The following is a 21,192-nucleotide window of genomic DNA, read 5'->3' as shown; positions in this document are numbered from 1 at the left end:
TAATTAAACTTGGCAGTCCTATTCTCTTTGCACGGTTAGACAGCGGTGTGCGGCGGCCGCCTCGCCTGTTGCCAGGCGGCCGCTTCAATCAACCCGCGATGCTGTCGTACCCGTAGTAACCACCTTGATACCCCGAACCCAGGAACGCGCCTTCCTGCGGCACGTCCGTGAGCAGCACACCCCTGACTCCGACACCCCCGTTACGCAGACGCTTGGCGGTCTCGGTCACTTCGTTCAGCGGATGACGGCCGTGGCGAACCACCAGCAGCGTCGTGCCCGCGTACCTGCCGATCACCGTCGAATCCGTCACGGCGAGTACCGGCGGCGTATCGATGATGACGAGGTCGTATTGCGATTTCACTTCTTCGAGCAGCGTTTCGAAACGCTTGCTCATCAGCAGCTCGGACGGATGCGACGGCAGCGCGCCCTTGGCCAGCACATCGAGACCCGGCAGCACGTCGCGCTGGATCATCGACGCAAGATCGCCGCCGCTCAGCACGTCTGACAGACCCGGTTGATGCGCAATGCCGAAGTGGGAGTGCACGTCGCCGCGGCGCATGTCGCCGTCGATGATCAGTACGCGCTTGTTAGCCGATGCGACGAGCGCGGACAGATTCACGGAGAGGAACGACTTGCCCGAATCGGGCCGCGAACCGGTGATCATCACCACGTTGTTCTCGGCATGATCCAGCGACAGTTGCAGCGAGGTGCGCAGGTTACGCACGCCTTCCACCGCGATGTCTTCCGGCGCGGTCTGAGCCAGTACGTGCAGTCCGCGACGACGCAGCATGACGTTTTCCTGCAGGCGCAACTGGTTCTGGCTGCGCGGCACCACAGCGAACACCGGCACGCCGAGCATGCTTTCGAGTTCGTCCGGGCGCTCCACGCCGCCGTACATCGCACGCTTGAAGAAGGTCAGCACGATGCCCACCAGCAAGCCGCCGCCGAGCGCGATCAGGATGGCCAGCACACGCTTCGGACGCACGGGTTCGTCGGGCGCTTCGGCGTAATCGACCACACGCACGTTGCCCACCTGGCCGGCCTTCGCCACACGCAGTTGCTGCGCGCTGTTCAGCAGGTTCGTGTACAGATCGGTATCCACGTGCACGTCGCGCAACAGGCGCAGCGCCGTCTGTTCCGTATCGGGCATCACGGCCACGCTACGGTTCATGTTGGCCGCCTGTGCCTCCAGTGCGGCGATCTGTGCGTCGAGGGCTGCTACCGCCGGATGGTGCGGGGTAAAGCGCTGCGACATCTCCGCGCGCTGCTGTTGCAGGTCCATCAGCTTCGTCTTGTTGTCGACGACCTGTTGCAGCAGCAGGCGGCTTTCTTCACCCAGATCGACCGTGCCGTGCGTATTACGGAACTTGTTGTAACGCTGTTCGGCGTCGTCGAGTTCCTTGCGCAGACCCGGCAATTGCTGGTCGAGGAAGGCCAGCATGTGCTCGGCTTCGGCCGAGCGGCTCTCCACGTCCTGGCGCACGAACTCGCGTGCCATGCTGTTGACGATCGCAGCCGTCAACGCGCTGTCGCTGCCTTCCAGGCTGGCGCGGATCACGCCGGACTGGAGCGTGGTTTCCGCCACCACGAGTTGCTTCTGCAGGCGGTCGACGGTGCTGAGCGTGGAAGCGCGCGTCAATTCGAAACGCGAACCAGCGGGACCGACCAGCTTGTCGACGTGCAACGTGATCGGACCGTCGGCCGTATCCGTTTGCACCGTTTCGCCGACCTTGCCGGACAGGAGCGCGATGCCGTTCTTGTCACGCAGAACGTACGCGCCGTCGTTGCCGGCGATCAGCGTGAAGGTCGTGTCGTACATCTCTTTCGAGGTGTCGAAACGGGACACTTGAATACTTTCATCGCCCCAGGCATAGCCGGAGAGGTTGATGAACTGCGGCAGCCTGAAGCCCCACTGCCCGTTCACCAACCCCGCAATCGCCCCGCCAATCACGGGGAAATAGCGCGGTGTTGCCGAGATGTCGAGGTGAAGCGTCTTGACCGTTTCTTCGGTGACGAGCCGCGACTTCAGCAGTTCGATTTCAGCCGCGGTAGACGGCTTCGTGTCGAACATGCCTGTGAGCGGCGGCAACGAGTCCTTGCCGTTCGCGTTCGCATTCGCGGTCTTGTCCTCGACGTGGAACAGCACGTCGGCACGATACGTGGGCGGCGCAAGGAACGCATAAGCGCATCCCAGCACCAGTGCGATCAGCGTCACCATGACAATGGTGCGCCAGCCGCGCACGATCGTGCGCAGGTAGTCCGAGAGATGGAGCTCGTCCGGCCCGGACACATCGGTGTAGCGGTTTTCGAAGTTGATTGCCATTTTCTTCACCCAACAAAGCCCGGCGGTTCAAGATCACATTGCGCGGTTTTTACTTCGCGAGCACGGCGCCCGTCACAGCCGCATTGATTGCCGGCAGCAGCAGGTTCAGCACGCGGTTGAAGCGGACCAGTCCGCCCTGGCCGACGTACACCACGTCTTTCGGCTCGAGCTCGAACTGATTAGCGAGGATCATCGATACCGGCGAGGTGGCATCGAGGTGATAGATCTGCGGCGTTTCGCTCGTCGAATTGCGGATCACGAACAGCTGTTTCGCCGCCGCCGTGTTCGAGTCGAAGCTGCCGCTGTCCGAGATCGCTTGCGACAGCGTCATCGAACCGTTGCGCATCGGCAGGATCGTGGCGGGCTTGTTCACCTCGCCCATCACGTACACGCCGCTGTCTTCGCGCGAGTTCACACGCACGAGGTCGCCCGGCTGCAGGTAGATGTCCGACGGATTGCGGCCGCGGCGAATCAGATCGTCCACGTTCAGCTGGTACGTCGTGCCGTTGCGGATCAGTTCGACGCGGCTGCGGTCGGCATTCGCCGTGAACCCGCCACCCTGGTTGATCACGGTCATCAGCGACATCGGAATGTCGTTCAGCGATTGCGAGCCAGGCGTGCGGACCTCACCGTCCACGAACACCTGCGCGTTACGGAACGAAGCGACCCGTACCGTGACCTCCGGCTTCTGATAGACATTGCTCAGACGGCGGTGCAATTCCTTCTGGATTGTCGTCACGTCCTTGCCCGCCACGTGCACGTTGCCCGCGTACGGGAATTGCACGTCGCCGTTCTCGTCGATCAGGAAGCCAGGTGCGGCGTCCGACGGTTTCGAGTTCTGCTGCGGCTGGCCCAGTGCGGCCGCCAGTTCCGGGTGGTCCCATACGACGATCTGCAACACGTCGCCCGGCCCGACCTTGTAAGCCGTCGGTTTGCCGAACAGCGCAAGCGTCTGCGCCGGCAGCGGCGCGGACGCTTGCGCCGTGTGCAGCTTGCGCAGCATCGTGAGATTGATATCCGTGATTGGAACGGTCTGCTGCGTGGCGGCTTCAGTACTGAAATCGCCACCCGTATCCTGCAGCGTAGCGGGCGTTACCATCCGCTGGCCCGGTGCAATGCCGCAACCGGAAATCAGTGCGGCAGTTGCGAAAACCAGGAGACTTCCTGTGCGTACCCCAAGTGAGCTCATGATGTTCCTCCTTGCGTCACGGCCCCTGTCCACATGGGAGTCAGAGCCGCGCGTGCTCGTTAATTGCTTAGTAAGCGTTGCGATGTCCAAGTCCGGCAACGATCGTCGCGCCGATAATCCGCATGTCGAGTGCGAACGACCAGTGCCCCAGGTAATACAAGTCGTGTTCAACACGACGTTCCATCTTTTCGAGTCGGTCCGTCTCGCCCCGAAATCCGTTAATCTGGGCCCAGCCTGTAATGCCCGGCTTGATCCGATAACGGTTGATATAGCCCGCGACCACTTTCTGATACAGGTCGTCGTGCTCGAGTGCGTGAGGACGCGGTCCCACAACTGACATATCCCCAAGCAGCACGTTGAAAAACTGCGGCAGTTCGTCAAGACTGGTGCGACGGAGAAAAGCGCCGACGCGGGTTACACGCGGGTCATTGCGTGTAGCCTGCCTGAGCATACCCTTTTCTTCTGTATGCAAGCGCATAGAGCGGAACTTGTAGATCGTAAAAACACGGCCGTCCGCCCCTTTTCGCTTCTGTTTGAAGAACACCGGGCCGCGCGAGGACAGCTTCACGGCGACCGCGATGCCCAGCAGAACGGGCGCGAGCGCGGCCAGCGCGACCAGCGCGAACAGCCGGTCGAAGATCTCTTTCTTCAGCATCGAGCTGGCCGAGAGCGGCGACGCGACCAGGTTGATCGCCGGCACGCCGAGCACTTCGATCAGCCCGCTGCCTTCGAACAGCGCAATGCTGCGCACGTCCGGCATGAAGCGGATATTCACGAGATCGTCACGGAACGCGTTGACGAGCGCCGAGATGAGCGGCTCCTCGGCAAGCGAAAGCATCAGCCAGATTTCGTGCACGTCGTTGCTGCGAACGTAGTCGGCGAGCGCATCGACCTCGCTGAACACCGGCACGCGGCTCTGGGTCGACGCGGACGTATCCGGCCTCGTATTCAGGACCGCCGCCGCGCGAAAGCCGGTGGTGGGCGCGGCATGAATACGGCGAATGATCGCGTCGCATTGCGAGCCGCTGCCCACGATTGCGACCTGATGCAGATTCATGCCCGCAACGCGAGCGCTCGCCAGCACGGCGTGCGTAATGAGGCGATACGAAATCAGCAGACCGCCCGTCATCGCGGTCCAATAAGAAAACCACAGGCGCGATACGAAGTCGATGCGGTGAAGCGAATACATCAGGATGAGCGCGGTGGCCTGGACGATCAGCCAGGCGAGCGACACCTGGCCCGCGAGCGCGAGCTTGGAGCGGCCGCGCCACGATTCATACACACCGAACGCCGGGAAAATGGCCAGCGCGAACGCGGCCGAAAACATCACCAGCGTCCAGTAGAACCCTGATTGAGCGAGATAATCGAAGCGGATTTGCGATGCCACCGCCGCGCCCGCCAACACAAACGCCACATCGAAAAACCGCGCGAGCAAATCCTGAAACCTGCGCATTCTGATTACCTCGTTTTGCCGTTCTTGTGGTAATGAATCTGGCGAGCTGCTTACGAGCAGCGGCCGTAGTTGTCGTCGAATCTCACGATATCGTCCTCGCCCAGATAGGCGCCGGACTGGATTTCGATGATCTCGAGCGGCACCTTCCCCGGGTTTTCGAGTCGGTGACGGGTGCCTAGCGGAATGTAGGTCGATTCGTTTTCACTCAGCAGGAACTGCTCGTCGCCACGCGTGACGAGCGCCGTGCCGCGCACGACTATCCAATGTTCGGCGCGATGGTGGTGCAATTGTAGCGACAGCTGCGCGCCGGGCGTCACGACGATGCGCTTCACCTGAAAGCGTTCGCCGTGGTCGATGGAGTCGTAAAAGCCCCAGGGACGGCGTACCTTGCGATGCGCGTCGGCTTCAGGCGCACGTTGCGCCTTGATGCGCGACACCAGCCCCTTCACGTCCTGCACATGCGAGCGGTCCACCACGAGCACGGCGTCGGCGGTTTCGACCACCACCACGTTCGTCGTACCCACGCACGCGACCAGCCGTCCTTCTGAATGCGCATAGCTCGACACCGCGCCTTCGAACGTTACGCGGCCACGTCCCGCGTTGCCGTTCACGTCCTTCTCCATCGCGGCCCATACGGCGTCCCACGAACCGAGATCGGACCAGCCGGCCTCCAGCGCCACGACCACGCCGGCGGGATAAGCCTGCACCGGCGATGCCGGCTCCTGCGTTGCCACTGTTGCGTCTGCGTGCCCGGTTTCCACGGCGTCCCGCGTTTCAGTCAGGCGCTCCATGATCGCATAGTCGATCGAATCCGACGGCGATTCAAGGAATGCTTCGACCAGCGGACGGAAATAGGCGCCGTCATGCCGGCCGCCCGTGAAAGCACGCTCGCACGCCGCATACATGGCGGGCTGCAAGCGCTTCAGCGTGTCGAGCCATACGCTCGCCCGCACGATGAAAATGCCGCTGTTCCACCAGTACGTGCCTGCTTCCACGTACTGCGCCGCGATCTCTTCGGCGGGCTTTTCGACGAAAGCGTCGATCGCATATGCGCCCGCCGACAGCGGCGTGCCGATGCGGATATAGCCAAATCCGGTGTCGGGGCGCGTGGGCGGCACGCCCAGCGTCGCGATCGAACCGCCTTGCGCGTAACGTGCCGCGCTTTGCAGCGCAAGCTGAAGCGCCGGGTTGTCCGCTATCGCATGGTCGGCTGGCATCACGATGAGGATCGCGTCCTCGCCGTTCGCGCGGGCAAGCGACGCAGCCAGCGTCAACGCAGGCGCCGTGTCACGTCGGGCCGGCTCGACGACGAGGCGGGCATCCACGCCGTTTTCCTGAAGTTGTTCGGCAATGACGAAGCGGTGTTCTTCACCGCATACGATGATCGGCGACGCGTCCACGTTCCAGCCCGACGGAAAGTCCTTCATGCGCCGCGCGGTTGCCTGCAGCAGCGAGTCGGAACCGACTACGTCGATCAGCTGTTTCGGGAAGTTTTCGCGCGACACCGGCCAAAGCCGCGTGCCCGAGCCGCCCGCGAGAATGACCGGCACGATACGCGTGCAACGCGCGTCCACCGGCGCGGTACCCGTGCCCTTCGGATCGGCCGAAGCGGCGCTCACTGTTTCCTGGGTTAACATATTCGTATTCCTTATCATTCCCTGAGCCTGACGATCGGCCGCATCGACGCTCGCCGGCACTGCATTCTCCGGCCGGCTGGCCTCGTCCCTGCTACGCGCTATTCGTTGCTCGAAACCCGTTGTTCGCCGACCAGGCGGCGACTTTGAATCCTGAATTCGGTGGGGGAAATCCGCATGCGTTTGCGAAACACTTTCGCGAGCCGATCGCCGTTGCCCATGCCGGTCCGGCGCGCGATCTTGTCGACCGGCAACTCGGACTCGGTGAGCAGGCTGCACGTCACCGCCAGGCGCTCGTGCAGCAGGAAGCTAGACGGGGTGATGCCCATTTCCATCTTGAAACGGCGCAGGAAATTGCGCTCGCTCATCGCCGCGAACTGGGCGGCATCGGCAATCGAAATAGACTGCTGGCAGTTTTCCTGCAGCCAGCGAGCTGCGGCGCGCACCTTGTCGCCGGGGCTCATGCCGCCGTCTTCGCCGAGCAGCGGCGCAATGTTCGTGCAGGAGTCGGCAACGAGGCGCTCGCCAACGGTGCGCGCCGTGGCGCTGCCGAGGTCGCGCTTGATCATGGCCAGGGCGCTTCGCATCGACTCCAGGCGGTCGCCGGAATCGGCAGCGCCGGCTTCCGGCGAACGGCCCGTGGTCAGGGTGAGCGGCCGCACGTCGCTGGTCTCGCTGCCATCGGTGGCGAACGCAGCGTCGAGCACCGCGCGCCCTTCGCCGATCGGGCGAATCGTGCCGGTATGGCGGCGCACGCGGCGCAGCCATGCGATCAGCCGCTCGTCGTTGGCCGCCGCGAAGGCGCCCTTGCCGCCCGCTACGTAGAGCGCGTCAAAACCGCTGTAGTGACGTGCATCGAGCCCGTCGGTCCACACGCGCAGCGCTGACGACGAGGTCACCATGCCGCCGTCGGCCGACAGGAAAGATACGTCGTACAGCCAGCCGCCCGAACCGGAAGACGCCAGTTCGTTCGCAGTCTGAAATACTTCGGCGACGACGCCCGCGCCCTGCAACGAGCAGTCGTTGAACATCAGTATCGCGATGCGACGCATCCCCTTGTTCGGAGCGTGCACCCAGCGCAGCATTGCGGACTCGAGACTCGCGCAGGTCATGGTCATCCTCTCACCAAGAAACGGATCTACTTGTTCACTTGATCGGCCTGCGCAAGAACACCTTCCTGCACTGCAAAATCGGTCCGACGTTCAAGTGTCTGGCCGCCATGTCTGAAATGGCGGACATGTTGGCGTTTTGTGGTGCTGTTCGGGCAGTGACTGTCGGAAAGTGTCGGCACCCGACGCGTTTCCTGGAGACTTAATCGCTCATTCCACAGATCATTGAATCAGCATGGAGCGAATCTTAATTCAAGCAAAAAGCTTATTTCGTTCGGCACCGCACATACCTCTACTGCTCCAAAACGCTTCAGGTGCAATTCATACTGTTGAGTATTATTGATTTTAACCACCCGGTTTTTTGTCTGTTTGCCCACAAAGCGTTGAATCTTCTCGCTTACCGCGCTGTCCATCACACCATCAGGCGGTCTCGCGGTTCCGAACACCCGTTCCGGATTACAGCGCGAATAATCCGGGCTTCTGTGCGATTCAAGCGGCTATGTCGGCGAACAAACTATTTAACCGGCAGTTAATTGGAAGAATGGAATATATACTTCGACAATTCGTGTTTCAGACGTGAAACATATATATCGGGCTGCTCGATCATGCTGGGCGACAGGGCGAGCAGTGGCGGAATCTGATGCTTGGCGCGACTTCCATTTCCGTCAGTCGGGAGCGGATGTGGCCTATGTTCTGGCCGCAACACTTTCCAATATGGCGTACCCCAGGCGGCTCTGGCCTGGCTAATCAGTCTTCCGGCGACGCAGCGTCGCCGGCATTCAAACCGCGAACGGCACGGGGACAACATGTCGAATACACGGGCAAGTCGTGCGCTACAAAAGCGTGCTGCCACTCTCGCGACGGGCGCTGCACACTGGCGCGCGCCAGTAGCGTTCATCGTCGCCCTCGCGCTAGTCACCGGCGCTACAACCACAGACGCGGCGCAGCCTTCTGCGAGCGCGGATGGCGTCGCGAGCACTGCGTCATTCAAGGCCGAAGGCCGGACATGGACGCCCTGCGCCGCCGAATACGGCACCTGCAGGTTCGACGGCGCGCGCGACGTGCTGTACGGCACACCGGCACAGCATGTCATCAAGACGTTTTCGAACACCGCGGATTGCAATAACGCTGTGTTTGGCGACCCCGCCCCCGGCGTCGAGAAGCGCTGCGCGTTCGCACCGGTGGCGGCCGCAGGCGCGAGCGGCAAGTCCGCCGCACCGTCGGCATCATCGACGCCCGGAGCGCCGGACCTCGCGCCCGCCGACGGAGCTGCCGCGTCGGCTAACCCGTCGGCTAACCCGTCGGCGAACCCCTCGGCCAACCTGAAAGCGCCGCCGGGCGAAGGGCTGCGCTGCGCCGCGCCGTCGTCGCAAGTCAGGGCAGCCGCGAGCGGCGATCTGATCGAGGCCGACACGCCGAGCGACGGCACACGTCTGTTCGCCGCGTCCCTGCCGTTTGCGCTGACCTTTATCACGCGACCCGCGCAAGGCGATACGCTCGCGTGGCAGATACGCGATAGCTGGAACGCCGTGCGCGCGAGCGGCCGCTTCGCTGTGCCGGCCGGGGCAACGCTTTCCACGCTCAGTTGCGCATCGTCCGTTGCGGGTTACTTTGCGGTGTCGGCGTCGCTCGAACGCGCGCATGGCCAGCTCGGCGCCCGGGGAACACGGCCCATGGGCATCGCCACCTTCGGCGTGCTGCCGCAGACCCTTGCCGCGTTGCCGGCCGTGCACTTTCCCTATGAAGATCTGCATCGCTTCGGCGGCCAGGGCACCGCTTACATCGCGCCAGGCCAGCATTGCTGCGACGGCGACGGCTATCGCCCGGTCTATACCGCGCTCGGCCTGTCGTGGGTCAACGACAACCGCAACTGGTACGTGGAGGAGCCCAACAAACCCGGCACGTTCGACCCGGCCACGAAACAGCTCGCGCCGTATTTCCGGCGCGGCGACATCATGCGCCTGATCCAGCTCGACGGCATTCCGCAATGGGCCAGTCCGACGGGCAAGGAGACGCATAGCTACGCGCCGACCTCGCTCGCGCAGATGCGGGACTACATGGCGAAGGTCGGTACGGAGTCGAATCGTGTGCGTACGACCTATTTCCCGAAACAGCGCGACAACTACTATCAGGTGACATGGGAACCCGACGCCGATGGCGGCCTGCCGTGGCGTGACACCGACGCGAATTTCATCGCCATGTACAAGGCGGTGTGGGAAGGCATCCACCAGACCGATCCGCATGCGGTCGTGATGGGGCTCACGTATTCTTCGGTGCAAGGCAACGTGAAATTCATGCGCCGCCTGGGTCCGCTTGGTATCGGTCACTACATGGACGGCATGACCGTGCACGGCTATTACGATATCGGCACGACGCCTTCGCATCCGCCGGAACGCGTGGCGGACACGGCTAACGAAGGCACGGTGCCCGGCGCGCTGCCGGCCGCGATGCGCGCGCTGCGCCACGAAATGCGCCTGTACCTGAAGCCCGGCGCACCGCTATTCGTGACGGAAACCGGCATCAGCTACGACATTGGCGAGGCTTATCGCAAGGACTATCCGGGCGCAAACGTGTTGTACGCGCAGGCGGCGGTGGTCGCGCGCACGCATCTGATCCTGCTCGGCGAAGGCGCGGACATGACCTACATTTTCTACCTCGCCGATATGCCCGACGCCGCGCCGGGCTACGGCATCTTCTTCGAGCTCGATCACCCAACCGGCGCTTACGGCGCGACGCACATCAGTCCGAAGCCCGCGGCACTGGCGATAGCCGCGATGACGCGGATCATCGACGGAACGGATACGCTCGGGCCGCTGAAAGGTCTGCCGAAGAACGTGTACGGCTACGCGTTTCGCCGCCTCGGCGGCGGCAGGATCGTGACCGCGCTCTGGACACATGACAACGACCGCTGGAGCGCGCGAACGGGCTTCGACGCGAGTCTGAGAGCGGATTATCGTCTGCGCGTGGACGCACCCGGCAAGTCCGGCGAGGTGACGGTGCTCGACATGATGGGCAACCCGGCCACCCTGCCTTATCGCGACGGCGTGGCGAGTCTGAAACTCTCGCCTGCTCCGATTTACGTGATCTCCGGCAACGCGGACGTATTCAAAGATGCTGTGACCACACCGGAAGGTTATGTCGCACGGTAGCCGCGCGACGTGACGGTACGTGGGCGAGAAGAAACGTGACCGGTGATGGGTGATGGGTGGCGCACATTCTCCGTGGCGGACGCGCGCTAGCATGCTTTCCCATCACTCATGCTGGAGCCAATCATGAACGTCCCAGAATGGACGAGGATGGTGCTGGCCGCCATGATCGGCGCATTCCTGTTTGCCTCGATCGGCGCAACGCTATTCACGCTATTACTGGCGGATGTCTCGGACCGTCTCTGCCGTTCCGCCGACGACCGCCTGTGCGAGTAGCCCGCGGGCGGCCGTCCCAATCGCCTTGATCGTCCCGAAGTCCCATCGTCCCACCCTTTCACTCGACGGGCCTCGCCCGCAGGAGAAGTCATGCTGACCGAGATCGACTTCCTCGACGTGGTGCGTCTCACGCCGCTGATCGCGATCGATCTGATCGTCCGCGACGCCGAAGGGCGCGTGCTGATCGGCCACCGGCGCAACCGGCCCGCGCGCGGCACATGGTTCGTACCCGGCGGCCGCATCCATAAAGACGAAACGCTCGACGCCGCCTTTGCGCGGATCGTGGACGCCGAATTGGGCATGGCGAATTCGCAGCGTTCGGCGGCGCATTTCGAAGGCGTGTTCGAACATCATTACAGCGACAATTTTGCCGGCGAGCCGGATGTATCGACCCATTACATCGTGCTGGGTTACGCGATTGCGCTGACGGGCGCGGCGCCGGTTGGCCGCTTCGACCAGCATAGCGATTACGCGTGGGTCACGCCCGCTGAACTGCTGGCGCGCGACGACGTCCACGAGAATACCAAAGCGTACTTCCGCTGATCCGGCCGCTGTTTTTGTCACCCGATGCCGGCGGTCGCGTGCGCGGCCGCCAGCTGCCACAGCGCGATGCGCGCTCCATTGTGAGCTCGCCAACGTCGCGCACGACGTCGCTAAAGTATGATGTAACCCACTATAAAAGCTGGGATCACCATGCGACCATCGATAGCCGGGTTCGTCCGCAATGCATTGACAGCTTTCGTTTCGCTGATCGTGTTTGCCGTGCTGCCAGGCGCGGCGCACGCCGCCACCTGTGAAGCGGGCACGCTCGTCACCGTGGTCGCGCATCTGGACGACGATCTGCTGTTCGTCGACCCCGCGATCAGCGAGCGGCTCGACGCCGGCTGGTGTATCACCACCGTGCATCTGATCGGCGGCGCCAACGGGGCGAATTTCGCGTATGTGCTGACACGCGAGCGCGCTTCGCGGCTCGCTTATGCACGAATGGCAGGCGTGCCGAACGAGTGGCAGGAATCCAGCATCACGATTGCCGGCAAGCTCGTGCACGAAATGGTGCTGAAGGCGCGGCCGCAGGTTCGTCTGCTCGAACTGCGCCTGCCCGGCGGCGCGGTGCGCGGCGGCCGCGTTCCGCTCGGTCTGCTGTGGGAACAGCACGCCACGCTTTCCACCTATCCGATGAACGCCGACGGTTCCGTGCGCGTTCGCTACGATCGCGATGCATTGTCCGCGACACTCAAAGTGATTCTCGCGCAGGCCACGCAGATCTACACGCTCAATCCGGACACCGTGCCGTTTCTCGAGCATCCCGATCATATCTACGCCGCGCGCATCACGCGCCATGTCGCGCAGAGCCTGAGTCATAGCGTGCCGATCGAATACCACGTGACTTATCCCACGGGGAACTGGCCCGCCAATCTGCCCGCTCCAGAAGTGCAGCGCAAACGCGATATCGTCGCCAGCTATTTTTCGATCGACGGCAGCGAGTCTTCGCACGTGTTCGGCGAGTTTCAATGGGACGGCAACTGGATCGCGCGGCGCTATGCGTTCGCTGGTCGCAGCGATCATCGCGTGCCGGATTTTCAGTCGCACCCTGTTCAACTTTTCAATGCGGCGACGAGCCGCTGCCTGACGTCGGCCGGCGCGGGCCGCGCGCCGACGCTCGCAGCATGCAACGGCTCGGCGGCGCAGCAATGGCGCTGGGATCCGCTGACGGTCTATCCAGGCAACACGCGTAATGCCGCGCTCGTGAGCGTCGCAACGTCTCAATGCATCGGCGAGCGCGACGGCTTTCTGACCTCGGAGACGTGCGATCAATGGGACACCGCGCAGCAATGGACGCCGTGGGACTTCGGCCTCGTCTATACACCCTTGCGGCATTGTCTTGGTGAAAACGACGGCAAGCTGACCATGCGCGGCTGCACGGCGCTGACCACGCGTTTTCGCTGGTCTACCACGCAGCATGTGCAGGCGAACGATCTGCGGCTGGCCACCATGATGCTCGGCGACATTGCCGGCAGCGGCGAACCTTCCGCCGTCTACGTGCAGCGTCAGCACGACGGCCCCGGATTCAACGTGTTCGCCGCATCCACGGAAAAGATGTCGCGGCCTGCGCTGTGGTACGCGAGCGTCGTGCCGTTCGATCCGCTCGCCACGACCGCGCCGAGTTGCGCGAACGACAAGCTGTGTTTCGACAGCGCGCGTTTTCTGCTTGGCGATTTCGACGGCGACGGCAAGGCCGATCTGATGGTCATCACCGCGCGTGAAGGCGGCACCGCGTTCTGGCTGCTGCGCAGCACCGGCAGTCATTTCGAAGCGCCTACGCTGTGGCTGCAAACAAGTCACGCTTTCAGGCCGGATCTGACCCAGCAATACGTCGCGGCTGACTTCACGGGCGAGGGGCGCGCCGATGTGTTGATCGCGCAAAAGCGCGCCGACAGCGGACTGGATCTCTGGGTCGCAGCGGGGTCGAAGTCAGGCGGCGCCGCGCCGGCGCTTTGGGCGCAAGCGAAGACGCTCGGCCAGAACGCCAATCTTCTGGCGCTGCCGGGACCGGCGCCGAAACAGCGCGCGTCCCTTGTCGCCGTGGAGAGTGCCGACGAAAAAGTTGCGCTCACTCCCATCGATAACACGGGCATGCGTTTCGCGCCCGGCGAACGCAAACTGTTGCCGGCGAATTTCGTCCCTGCGTTCACGAAAGTGGCCGTTGGCGTGGCAAGCAACAACGCCGGCGCTATCGCCGATACGCTGCTGCTGTCGACACCGAACTTCGACGCCGGCAGCGACGGCGCGACGATCGACATCGCGGCGCTCGATCTGCACGACCTGGATGACCCGAAGCGCGCGCCCATGCAAGTCGCGACGTTGCACGGCCTGTCCTGGTCGGATGTGTTCCCGGCGCTCGTGCACGACAAACGCGGCGCGGCGCTCGTGCTTTACCGGCGAACCGATGCCACGCTCGGCGATTTCTATTTCACCGGCGGCGCACCGGCGCTCTCGCGCTATCCGCTGTCGGAGAACTTCGCGTTGGGCACACTGGAAGATCTGGGCGAACTGCCGGGGCTTTTCTCGGAGACAGTGCGAATCGACCGGCTCGCGCAATGACCGCCTGAGCGGTTGCGCGACGCCGGTCGTCGGAAAAAGGTCAGGTTTGGGCAGCGCCGCTCAGGCCGAGACCTGCATCGGATGAACGAACTTGCGCGCGATGTTCATGTAGCGGTCCGCCGTGTCGTGCAACGTGTATCCCGCAAGCTGACGGTCCGCGCGCGGCATGCTGAGCGCTTGCAGCAACGCGCGGCTGTACGCGTCGCAGTCTTTCGTGTCGACGAGGCTCACCGCTTCGAAAGAATTGGCGAACGCGAAAGACGGAATACGGTTTGCCACCACCGGAATGCCCGACGCGAGCGCTTCGAGAAAACCGATGCTCTGCGCCTCGAATTCCGACGGCATCGCGAAAACATGCGACGCACGCAGAATCGCGGCGACGTCGGAGCGCGGTCCGCTGACTGTCACCCGGTCTTCGAGGCCCAACTGCTTGACGAGCGCGAGCACGGCCGCGTGATACGGAATGTCTTCGATCACGCCGCATAACAGCAGGCGCGCTTCCGGCTCGCTGCGCAACACGCGTTCGAAAGCGCGAACGGTGTCGAGCTGGCTCTTGCCCTCGATATAGCGCCCAAGCTGAACGATCTGTTTGGGCCGCACGTCGAGCGCTGGCGACGCGAGGCCGTGCTCTTCGGCGAACTGCGACGCGTCGACACCGTTCGGAATGACCACCATCGACGGATGGCGGCCAATTTCGCGCAGATAGTCGTCGATATTCTGTTGCGTAACGCCGATGATCGCTCGCGCGCGCCGTGACAACAGGCGCTCGGCGCGTTTGAGCGCGCCGTTCTCGAAGTCGTTGACGCCCGAATGCATCACCCACGCGATCGGTGTATGGACCGGCAGCAGGCGGATGTAGAGCGCCGCGAGCGTCGCGTGCGCGACGATGAAGTCCGGGCGGAACTGACGCACCACGCGGTACAGGTGCAGCAGCTTGCCGATCCGGCCATACCGGATGTCGGGAAACAGACACGTGACGCCCGCAGCCTCGAGTTCGGCGCGAATAGCGGCGAAATCGTCCTGCTGCGGCAGCAACGACGCCATGCACACTTCATGTCCGTCGCGCTGATGATGAATGGCGACCCCTTTCACAAGCACTTCTGCCCCGGACAATCGCGGTGCGTGAACTAACTGGAGAATCCTCACGATTTATCTCTCTGGATAACCGCATTCTTTGCGCAGCGGATGAGTTAAGCCGAGCCGGAAAGCACGGGCCCGAATCAGTGTCGACATCCCACCGTCGTACGTAGCGAACGAATCGGGATCGGTGCGTCATCGCCTCCCTATGAGTGCGACAGGTCCGGCGCGAAATCACTGTCGAGGAAACGTTACACCCATGATCCTGTGTCTTTGCGCCAACTCCAAGCCCAAAACAGCGCCGCAATGAGCGCCAACGCCCATTTCTCTGCTGAATGGAATGGGTGGAGCCGCGGAGTATCCCTTCATGCCGCAACAAGCCGGCAGCGATCGAAGCCGATAAACGCTCACGCGAGCCGGCGTTCTGTCGGTAGCAAGCTTGAAGGAAGCCAGTCGACGGCTTATGGCGCGGCACCCGGACCGGCCGCAGCCGCCAGTGAGCGGTTTTCGCGGCCTCGCAGGCGGCTGGAAGCTGGCGCCAAGGCAGAAATACCAACGCGAAGCGGAAATTAGGCGCACACTCCCTCATTGCTTCCGTCAGGAGCAAAAAACGCCACATGGGAGTTCATCATGGCAAAAGGTCAGATGCGTAGTAACCGCGAAGTCAAGAAACCGAAGCAGCCGAAAAAACCGCAGCCGGCTACCTCGCCTTCCGGCGCGCCGCCCATCCGCGTTGCGCCAACGGCTGCAGCGACCACCAAGAAGCACTGAGCACCGGCCACGGCCGCCCGTCTCGCGGCCGGCCGTCTACTTCGAAATATCCTCGAGCGCCACGTCGCGCGTCTTCGGCCCGAGCACGCCAATCGCCACCATGACGATCGCCATCGCGCCGGAGATGAACACGAACACGCCGTTCACGCCAAAGCGGCTCAAACAGCCGGCAATCACGAACGCCGAGAACATCGCGGAAATGCGGCTCCACGAATAAACGAATCCCACGGCCCGCGCCCGGATGCTGGTCGGGAACAATTCGGCCTGATAGGCGTGATAGCTGTACGAAATGATATTGCCCGCCAGCACGAGACACACGCCGAGACTCACGAGCAGCACGGTTTCCCGCGCCTGACTGAAGGCCAGCCCGCACACCACGTTCACCGCCGCCATGCAGATAATCACCGTCTTGCGCTCGAACCGGTCCGCGATCAGCAGGCCAAGCAGCGGCCCGAGCGGCGCCGCAATCGCAATAATGCTTGCGTACATGAGACTCGTCGTCACGGTGATGCCCTGCTTGATCAGCAGCGTCGGAATCCAGTTCGCGAAGCCGTAGTAGCCCATCGTCTGGAATACGTGGAAGATGATCAGCATCAGCGTGCGCCTGCGGTAAGGCGGCACGAGCAGATCGCGAAACGCTGCCCGCGCCCGGACCGGCTCGGGCAGCGCCGGCGTCGGCAGCGGGCGGCCGTATTCGCGTTCCACGCGCGCTTCCAGGCGCGTCATGATTGCATCCGCCTCGTCGATGCGGCCTTTTTGCGCAAGCCAGCGCGGGCTTTCCGGCAGGCGTCGGCGAATCCACCACACCACGGCTGCGCCCGCGACGCCGCTCAGCACGACGAGCCGCCAGCCGTCCAGACCAAAGTAGCGATGCGGCACGAGCAGATACGATAGAAACGCGACGATCGGCACCGCGCAAAATCCAACGGCCTGCGAGCACGCCGACGCGCGGCCGCGCACATGCTTGGGCACCAGTTCGGAAATGTACGCGCCGATCGTCACGATCTCCACGCCGATCCCAACGCCTGCAATGAAACGCCAGAGATTCAATCCGAGCGCCGTGTCCTGGCACGCCATCACGATATTGGCCGCCGTGTACCACAGCAGCGACCACGTGAAGATCGCGCGACGGCCAAAACGGTCGGCCAGAAAACCGCACGCCGCAGTACCGACGAAAAGACCCGCGAACAGGGCAGCGATAAAGCTCGCCACACCGCTCGTGCCAAACAGCCCGTGCGTCGTAGCGGTGAGAATGCCGCTGCGCACGAGTCCCGGCGCGATATAGCCGGAGAACATCAGGTCGTACAGTTCGAAGAACAGCCCGAGACTTAACAGCGCCACCAGCTTCCAGATGGAACGCGTGGCCGGCAGGCGGTCGAGCCGCGCTGCAATGCGCGCGCCTTGCAGCGCGATTGCGTCCGCGTGGCTGTCAGCCGTTGCGCGCTCGCCCGTGGACAGGCCGCCCAACACGCCGGCATCGGGTCGCGCGCTCGCGAACACCGCATGATTCGACGACTTCATTGTGTGTCTCCTTGAAGGCCGGTCTGATGCCGGCTGGAATGGGTCCGCCCGCTTTTGCCGTTCACGCCGCCGCGCGCGGCGTGTGCGCCGGCCCGCTGGCGATCGCGGCGATCTGCGCATCGTCGTAGCCGAGGCCGCGCAACACGTCGACCGTGTGCTCGCCGATCTTTGCGATCGGTCGACGCGGCTGAAGGCGCGCGCCGTCCATCGAGATGGGCAGCAGCGGCATCGCGGTTTCACTGCCGTCGTCGAGCGTCAGACGCGCGAGGCCGCCGCTTTGGTTCAGGTGCGGATCGTCGAACAGCTCTTCCGGTTTCGTAATCGACGCGAATGGAATGTGGTCGCGCTCGAAGCGCGGCACGAGCGCTGCGCCCTCAAACCCGCTCAACGTGTCGCCGAGCGTTTTCAGCAGCCAGTCGCGCGCGAGCACGCGGTCGTTGTTGGTCGCCAGACGCGGGTCGGCCAGCAGATCCGCGCGGCCGAGAATGTTGCACAGCGCGCGCCACTGGCCGTCGCCGGTCGCGGCGATGAACATCTGCTCGTCGTTCGCGAGTTTGAACACGTCGTACACGGCCCACGCGCTGATGCGCTCCGGCATCGGCGCGGCCGCGACGCCGGTGGCCGCGTACTGCTGCATATGTTGCGCGGACAGCAGCACGCAATTCTCGAACAGCGCGCTTTGCACTTCCTTGCCACGGCCGCTCGCGTGACGTTCGTGCAGCGCGGCGAGCACGCCGATCGCACCGAACATGCCGCCCATGATGTCGTTGACCGAGCTGCCCGCGCGCAGCGGACGTCCGACGGGTCCCGTCATGTACGCGAGGCCGGCCATCATCTGCACGACTTCGTCGAGCGCGAGACGGTGCTCGTAAGGCCCATTCAGAAACCCTTTGTGCGACACGTAGATCAGCTTCGAATTGCGTTCGCGCAGCGCCGCGTAGTCGAGTCCGAGGCTCGCCATGCGGCCTGGCTTGAAGTTTTCGACGAATACGTCGGCGGTGTCGACGAGTTTGTGCAGCGCCGCCAGTCCGGCTTCGCTGTCGAGGTCGAGCGCAATGCTCTTCTTGTTGCGATTGAAGGTGCGGAAAAAACCCGCTCCCGTGCCGAGCAGACGGCGGGTGCCGTCGCCGCGCGGCGGTTCCACCTTGATGACTTCCGCGCCGAGGTCGCCGAGAATCATCCCGCACGTGGGTCCCATCACCATATGCGACAGCTCGATCACGCGAATGCCGGCAAGCGGCAGCGCACCCTGCTCACCCGAGGTGGACCTGGCAGACGAAGTGGACGACAGTTGATTCATTGCGGCACCCTGGATTCAGTGGATTCGAGACGTCGAGCGTGTGCCGCGAACTGCATCGGCACGCCGGCGCGAGCGAGATAGCCGTAAAGCGGCTCGCCGGGCAGCGCGTCCGCGAGCACGGCGCGCGACGCGATGAGCCGCGTCAGATCGATGCCGGTGTCGTAGCCCATGCTGTCGAGCATGAACACCAGGTCTTCGGTGTTGACGTTGCCGGTTGCGCCCGGCGCATGCGGACAGCCGCCGAGTCCGGCAAGCGACGCGTCGAATTCGCGGATGCCGTGCTGTAACGCGATCAGCGTGTTGGCGAGGCCGAGCCCGCGCGTGTCGTGCAAGTGCAGCGAGCGCAACTTGCTGCCCGCGACTCCGCGCACCCGTTCGATTACCTCAGCGACCCGGCGCGGCGTCGCTTCGCCGGTGGTGTCGCCGAGCGCGATGACGTCGGCGCCTGCGTCCACTGCGGCGCGCGCGATCGCCGCGATATCCGCATCAGGCACTGCGCCTTGCAGCGTGCAGCCGAACACCGTCGACAAACCGGCAATCAGTTCGACGCGCCGCGTGTGCCGGGTGGACGCGTTGGGCGCGGTGGGCATGCGGTCGATCAGATCGCGCATCGCCGCAAACACGTCGATCATTTCAGCCGGCGTCTTGCGCACGTTTGCCACGCTATGCGCGGCGCTCACCGAAATCGGCGCGACGATACGATGCACGCCACAGTCGAGCGCGCGTTGCGCGCCCTTCAGATTCGGCACGAGCGCGGTCACGATCAGGTCGTCGTAGGTCAGCGCGTGGGCGATCACCTCTTCGGCGTCGGCCATTTGCGGCAACAGTTTTGCCGGCACGAAGGACGCGACTTCCATGTGCCGGACGCCGGCGGCGTAGGCGGCGTCGATCCAGCGCCGTTTGAATTCGGTCGGCATGGTGCGCGCGATGCTTTGCAGGCCGTCGCGCATGCCGACTTCGGTCACGACAACGCGCTCGCGGGTGTCTTTCATGGTCTGAATCCTGTGACGGGTTCGTGGGGAACTGGAAGATATGAGGCGACTGTTTGACAGCGTGCCTGCGCAGGAGCGCGCGGCAAAGTCTGCGTTGACGACGCAGTCCATCGCCGCTCGCGATGGACGCCGGCGCATGCTGGACGGGCGAGAGCCGTCGCAAAGGGGAAACCCTTAAGGGCTTTTCAGAGGGCGATATTGGGTCGTGTGACGGTGCGGCCCGTGGCGATTCACGCGCGCTGCAGCAGATGATCCAGCAGATGTGACGCCGCCAGCGTCAGCGCGTGACGATCGCGCATGCAGATCACGAAACGCCGCTCGGCCCACGCTTCGCTCAACGGTACGGCGACGATGCCGTATTCGTCGGCGGCATGGCGCGGCAACGCCTCGCGCGGCAGAATCGCGACCGCAAGACCGGCCTGGATGAAACGATAGGCGGCGTCGAAGGTGGACACGTACGTGCGGTAATTCAGCTCGCGGCCTTTTTCCATTGCGATACGCTGCATCAGCGCATTCACCGACGCATTCGACGCGAGCCCAAGATGGTCGAAAGCCAGCGTCTGTTCGAAGCCGACCGCCGCTTCCCGAGCCAGCGGATGCGTGCGCGGCACGATCAGCGCGAGATGATCGGCGCGATAAGCCAGCACGTCGAGACTGCCCATCTGCACCACGTCGCGGCAGATGCCGAGATCGGCCACGCCCTCTTCCAGCCCGCGCACGATTTCGGCGCTGACCCGCTCTTCCACGTCCACGCGAACGCCGGGATTGGCCGTCAAAAAAACGGACAACGCCTCGGGCAAAAACTCCACCATCGACGACACGTTGGCCAGCACGCGCACATGCCCCCGCGCGCCGGCCGCGTATTCGCTCAACTCGGCCTGCATGCGCTCATGGCTGCGCATGATGAGCCGAGCGTGCCGCAACAGCGCTTCGCCGGCGGCGGTGGCGCGCACGCCGCGCTGGCTGCGCGAGAGCAGCGCGACATCGACCAGCGCTTCGAGATCGGCAAGCCGCTTGCTGACTGCCGAAGGCGCGATGAACTCGCGTTCGGCCGCGCGCGCAATCGTGCCTTCCTCGCAAACGGCGATGAACAAGCGCAGCGTCACCTGATCGATCTGCCACATGAGCCGGACGTGTCCACGGAGTTTGAGGTGGCAAAATTATGCATGACGCGGCGTGTGCCGGAGCCCGTGCCAGGGTAATCACGGCGCGCCAACGACGCTGTGCGTCGACTGCTCGCTGCGCGAACGGTCCGCTGCCCGCGAATGGCGAAGCCGGGTCGCGGGGCAGCATCTGCGT

General features: G+C 63.7%; 14 protein-coding genes. 4 read left to right on the top strand and 10 right to left on the bottom strand.

Annotated elements, in window-relative coordinates; translation table 11 throughout:
- Positions 1-88 precede the first annotated feature (88 nt).
- From AAGS40_RS02765 to AAGS40_RS02745, 5 genes are all read right to left on the bottom strand, one after another.
- Positions 89-2,323, bottom strand: coding sequence for a polysaccharide biosynthesis tyrosine autokinase (locus AAGS40_RS02765; protein WP_345813033.1), 2,235 nt, complete (start codon positions 2,321-2,323; stop codon positions 89-91).
- Between the two features lie 49 nt (positions 2,324-2,372).
- Positions 2,373-3,512, bottom strand: coding sequence for a polysaccharide biosynthesis/export family protein (locus tag AAGS40_RS02760; protein ID WP_345813032.1), 1,140 nt, complete (start codon positions 3,510-3,512; stop codon positions 2,373-2,375).
- A gap of 67 nt (positions 3,513-3,579) precedes the next feature.
- Positions 3,580-4,965 carry an undecaprenyl-phosphate glucose phosphotransferase gene (locus AAGS40_RS02755; RefSeq protein ID WP_345813031.1) on the bottom strand — a complete coding sequence of 462 codons (1,386 nt, stop codon included), beginning with the start codon at positions 4,963-4,965 and terminating at the stop codon, positions 3,580-3,582.
- Between the two features lie 50 nt (positions 4,966-5,015).
- Positions 5,016-6,602 (bottom strand): sugar phosphate nucleotidyltransferase, encoded by a 1,587-nt coding sequence (locus AAGS40_RS02750; RefSeq protein WP_345813030.1) that lies wholly within the window; start codon positions 6,600-6,602, stop codon positions 5,016-5,018.
- A 98-nt stretch (positions 6,603-6,700) separates the two neighbouring features.
- Positions 6,701-7,711, bottom strand: coding sequence for a helix-turn-helix domain-containing protein (locus AAGS40_RS02745; protein WP_345814218.1), 1,011 nt, complete (start codon positions 7,709-7,711; stop codon positions 6,701-6,703).
- 803 nt (positions 7,712-8,514) lie between these two features.
- On the opposite strand from AAGS40_RS02745, the gene AAGS40_RS02740 reads away from it, so the two are divergent.
- The 4 genes from AAGS40_RS02740 (at position 8,515) to AAGS40_RS02725 (ending at position 14,232) form a co-directional block, all read left to right on the top strand.
- On the top strand, positions 8,515-10,857 hold the full coding sequence (locus tag AAGS40_RS02740; RefSeq protein ID WP_345813029.1) for a hypothetical protein: 2,343 nt from the start codon (positions 8,515-8,517) through the stop codon (positions 10,855-10,857).
- A gap of 123 nt (positions 10,858-10,980) precedes the next feature.
- Positions 10,981-11,130 (top strand): hypothetical protein, encoded by a 150-nt coding sequence (locus AAGS40_RS02735; RefSeq protein WP_345813028.1) that lies wholly within the window; start codon positions 10,981-10,983, stop codon positions 11,128-11,130.
- Between the two features lie 90 nt (positions 11,131-11,220).
- Positions 11,221-11,673, top strand: a complete 453-nt coding sequence (locus tag AAGS40_RS02730) for a GDP-mannose mannosyl hydrolase (RefSeq protein WP_345813027.1) — start codon at positions 11,221-11,223, stop codon at positions 11,671-11,673.
- Between the two features lie 150 nt (positions 11,674-11,823).
- On the top strand, positions 11,824-14,232 hold the full coding sequence (locus AAGS40_RS02725; protein ID WP_345813026.1) for an FG-GAP-like repeat-containing protein: 2,409 nt from the start codon (positions 11,824-11,826) through the stop codon (positions 14,230-14,232).
- 60 nt (positions 14,233-14,292) lie between these two features.
- Here the strand turns inward: AAGS40_RS02725 and AAGS40_RS02720 are convergent, their stop codons facing one another.
- The 5 genes from AAGS40_RS02720 to AAGS40_RS02700 all read right to left on the bottom strand — a co-directional run bounded on the left by AAGS40_RS02720 (position 14,293) and on the right by AAGS40_RS02700 (position 21,017).
- Positions 14,293-15,378, bottom strand: coding sequence for a glycosyltransferase family 4 protein (locus AAGS40_RS02720; protein WP_345813025.1), 1,086 nt, complete (start codon positions 15,376-15,378; stop codon positions 14,293-14,295).
- Positions 15,379-16,116: 738 nt separating this feature from the next.
- The gene (locus AAGS40_RS02715) at positions 16,117-17,601 is read right to left on the bottom strand and encodes an MFS transporter (RefSeq protein ID WP_345813023.1); all 1,485 of its coding nucleotides are present in this window, start codon (positions 17,599-17,601) and stop codon (positions 16,117-16,119) included.
- A 61-nt stretch (positions 17,602-17,662) separates the two neighbouring features.
- Positions 17,663-18,901 (bottom strand): CaiB/BaiF CoA-transferase family protein, encoded by a 1,239-nt coding sequence (locus tag AAGS40_RS02710; RefSeq protein WP_345813022.1) that lies wholly within the window; start codon positions 18,899-18,901, stop codon positions 17,663-17,665.
- Positions 18,898-19,893, bottom strand: a complete 996-nt coding sequence (locus tag AAGS40_RS02705) for a hydroxymethylglutaryl-CoA lyase (protein ID WP_345813021.1) — start codon at positions 19,891-19,893, stop codon at positions 18,898-18,900. The genes AAGS40_RS02710 and AAGS40_RS02705 overlap by 4 nt, the downstream gene beginning before the upstream one ends.
- 230 nt (positions 19,894-20,123) lie before the next feature.
- Positions 20,124-21,017, bottom strand: coding sequence for a LysR substrate-binding domain-containing protein (locus tag AAGS40_RS02700; RefSeq protein ID WP_345813020.1), 894 nt, complete (start codon positions 21,015-21,017; stop codon positions 20,124-20,126).
- Positions 21,018-21,192 lie beyond the last annotated feature (175 nt).

Origin of the sequence: Paraburkholderia sp. PREW-6R, from assembly GCF_039621805.1 — a bacterium.
Taxonomy (GTDB): Bacteria; Pseudomonadota; Gammaproteobacteria; order Burkholderiales; family Burkholderiaceae; genus Paraburkholderia.
This window is presented reverse-complemented; position numbering and strand designations above follow the sequence as displayed.

Coding starts and splice junctions, on each gene's coding strand:
- AAGS40_RS02765 (WP_345813033.1), bottom strand. CDS start 2,323: ATGGCAATCAACTTCGAAAACCGCTACACCGATGTGTCCGGGCCGGAC.
- AAGS40_RS02760 (WP_345813032.1), bottom strand. CDS start 3,512: ATGAGCTCACTTGGGGTACGCACAGGAAGTCTCCTGGTTTTCGCAACT.
- AAGS40_RS02755 (WP_345813031.1), bottom strand. CDS start 4,965: ATGCGCAGGTTTCAGGATTTGCTCGCGCGGTTTTTCGATGTGGCGTTT.
- AAGS40_RS02750 (WP_345813030.1), bottom strand. CDS start 6,602: ATGTTAACCCAGGAAACAGTGAGCGCCGCTTCGGCCGATCCGAAGGGC.
- AAGS40_RS02745 (WP_345814218.1), bottom strand. CDS start 7,711: ATGACCTGCGCGAGTCTCGAGTCCGCAATGCTGCGCTGGGTGCACGCT.
- AAGS40_RS02740 (WP_345813029.1), top strand. CDS start 8,515: ATGTCGAATACACGGGCAAGTCGTGCGCTACAAAAGCGTGCTGCCACT.
- AAGS40_RS02735 (WP_345813028.1), top strand. CDS start 10,981: ATGAACGTCCCAGAATGGACGAGGATGGTGCTGGCCGCCATGATCGGC.
- AAGS40_RS02730 (WP_345813027.1), top strand. CDS start 11,221: ATGCTGACCGAGATCGACTTCCTCGACGTGGTGCGTCTCACGCCGCTG.
- AAGS40_RS02725 (WP_345813026.1), top strand. CDS start 11,824: ATGCGACCATCGATAGCCGGGTTCGTCCGCAATGCATTGACAGCTTTC.
- AAGS40_RS02715 (WP_345813023.1), bottom strand. CDS start 17,601: ATGAAGTCGTCGAATCATGCGGTGTTCGCGAGCGCGCGACCCGATGCC.
- AAGS40_RS02710 (WP_345813022.1), bottom strand. CDS start 18,901: ATGAATCAACTGTCGTCCACTTCGTCTGCCAGGTCCACCTCGGGTGAG.
- AAGS40_RS02705 (WP_345813021.1), bottom strand. CDS start 19,893: ATGAAAGACACCCGCGAGCGCGTTGTCGTGACCGAAGTCGGCATGCGC.
- AAGS40_RS02700 (WP_345813020.1), bottom strand. CDS start 21,017: ATGTGGCAGATCGATCAGGTGACGCTGCGCTTGTTCATCGCCGTTTGC.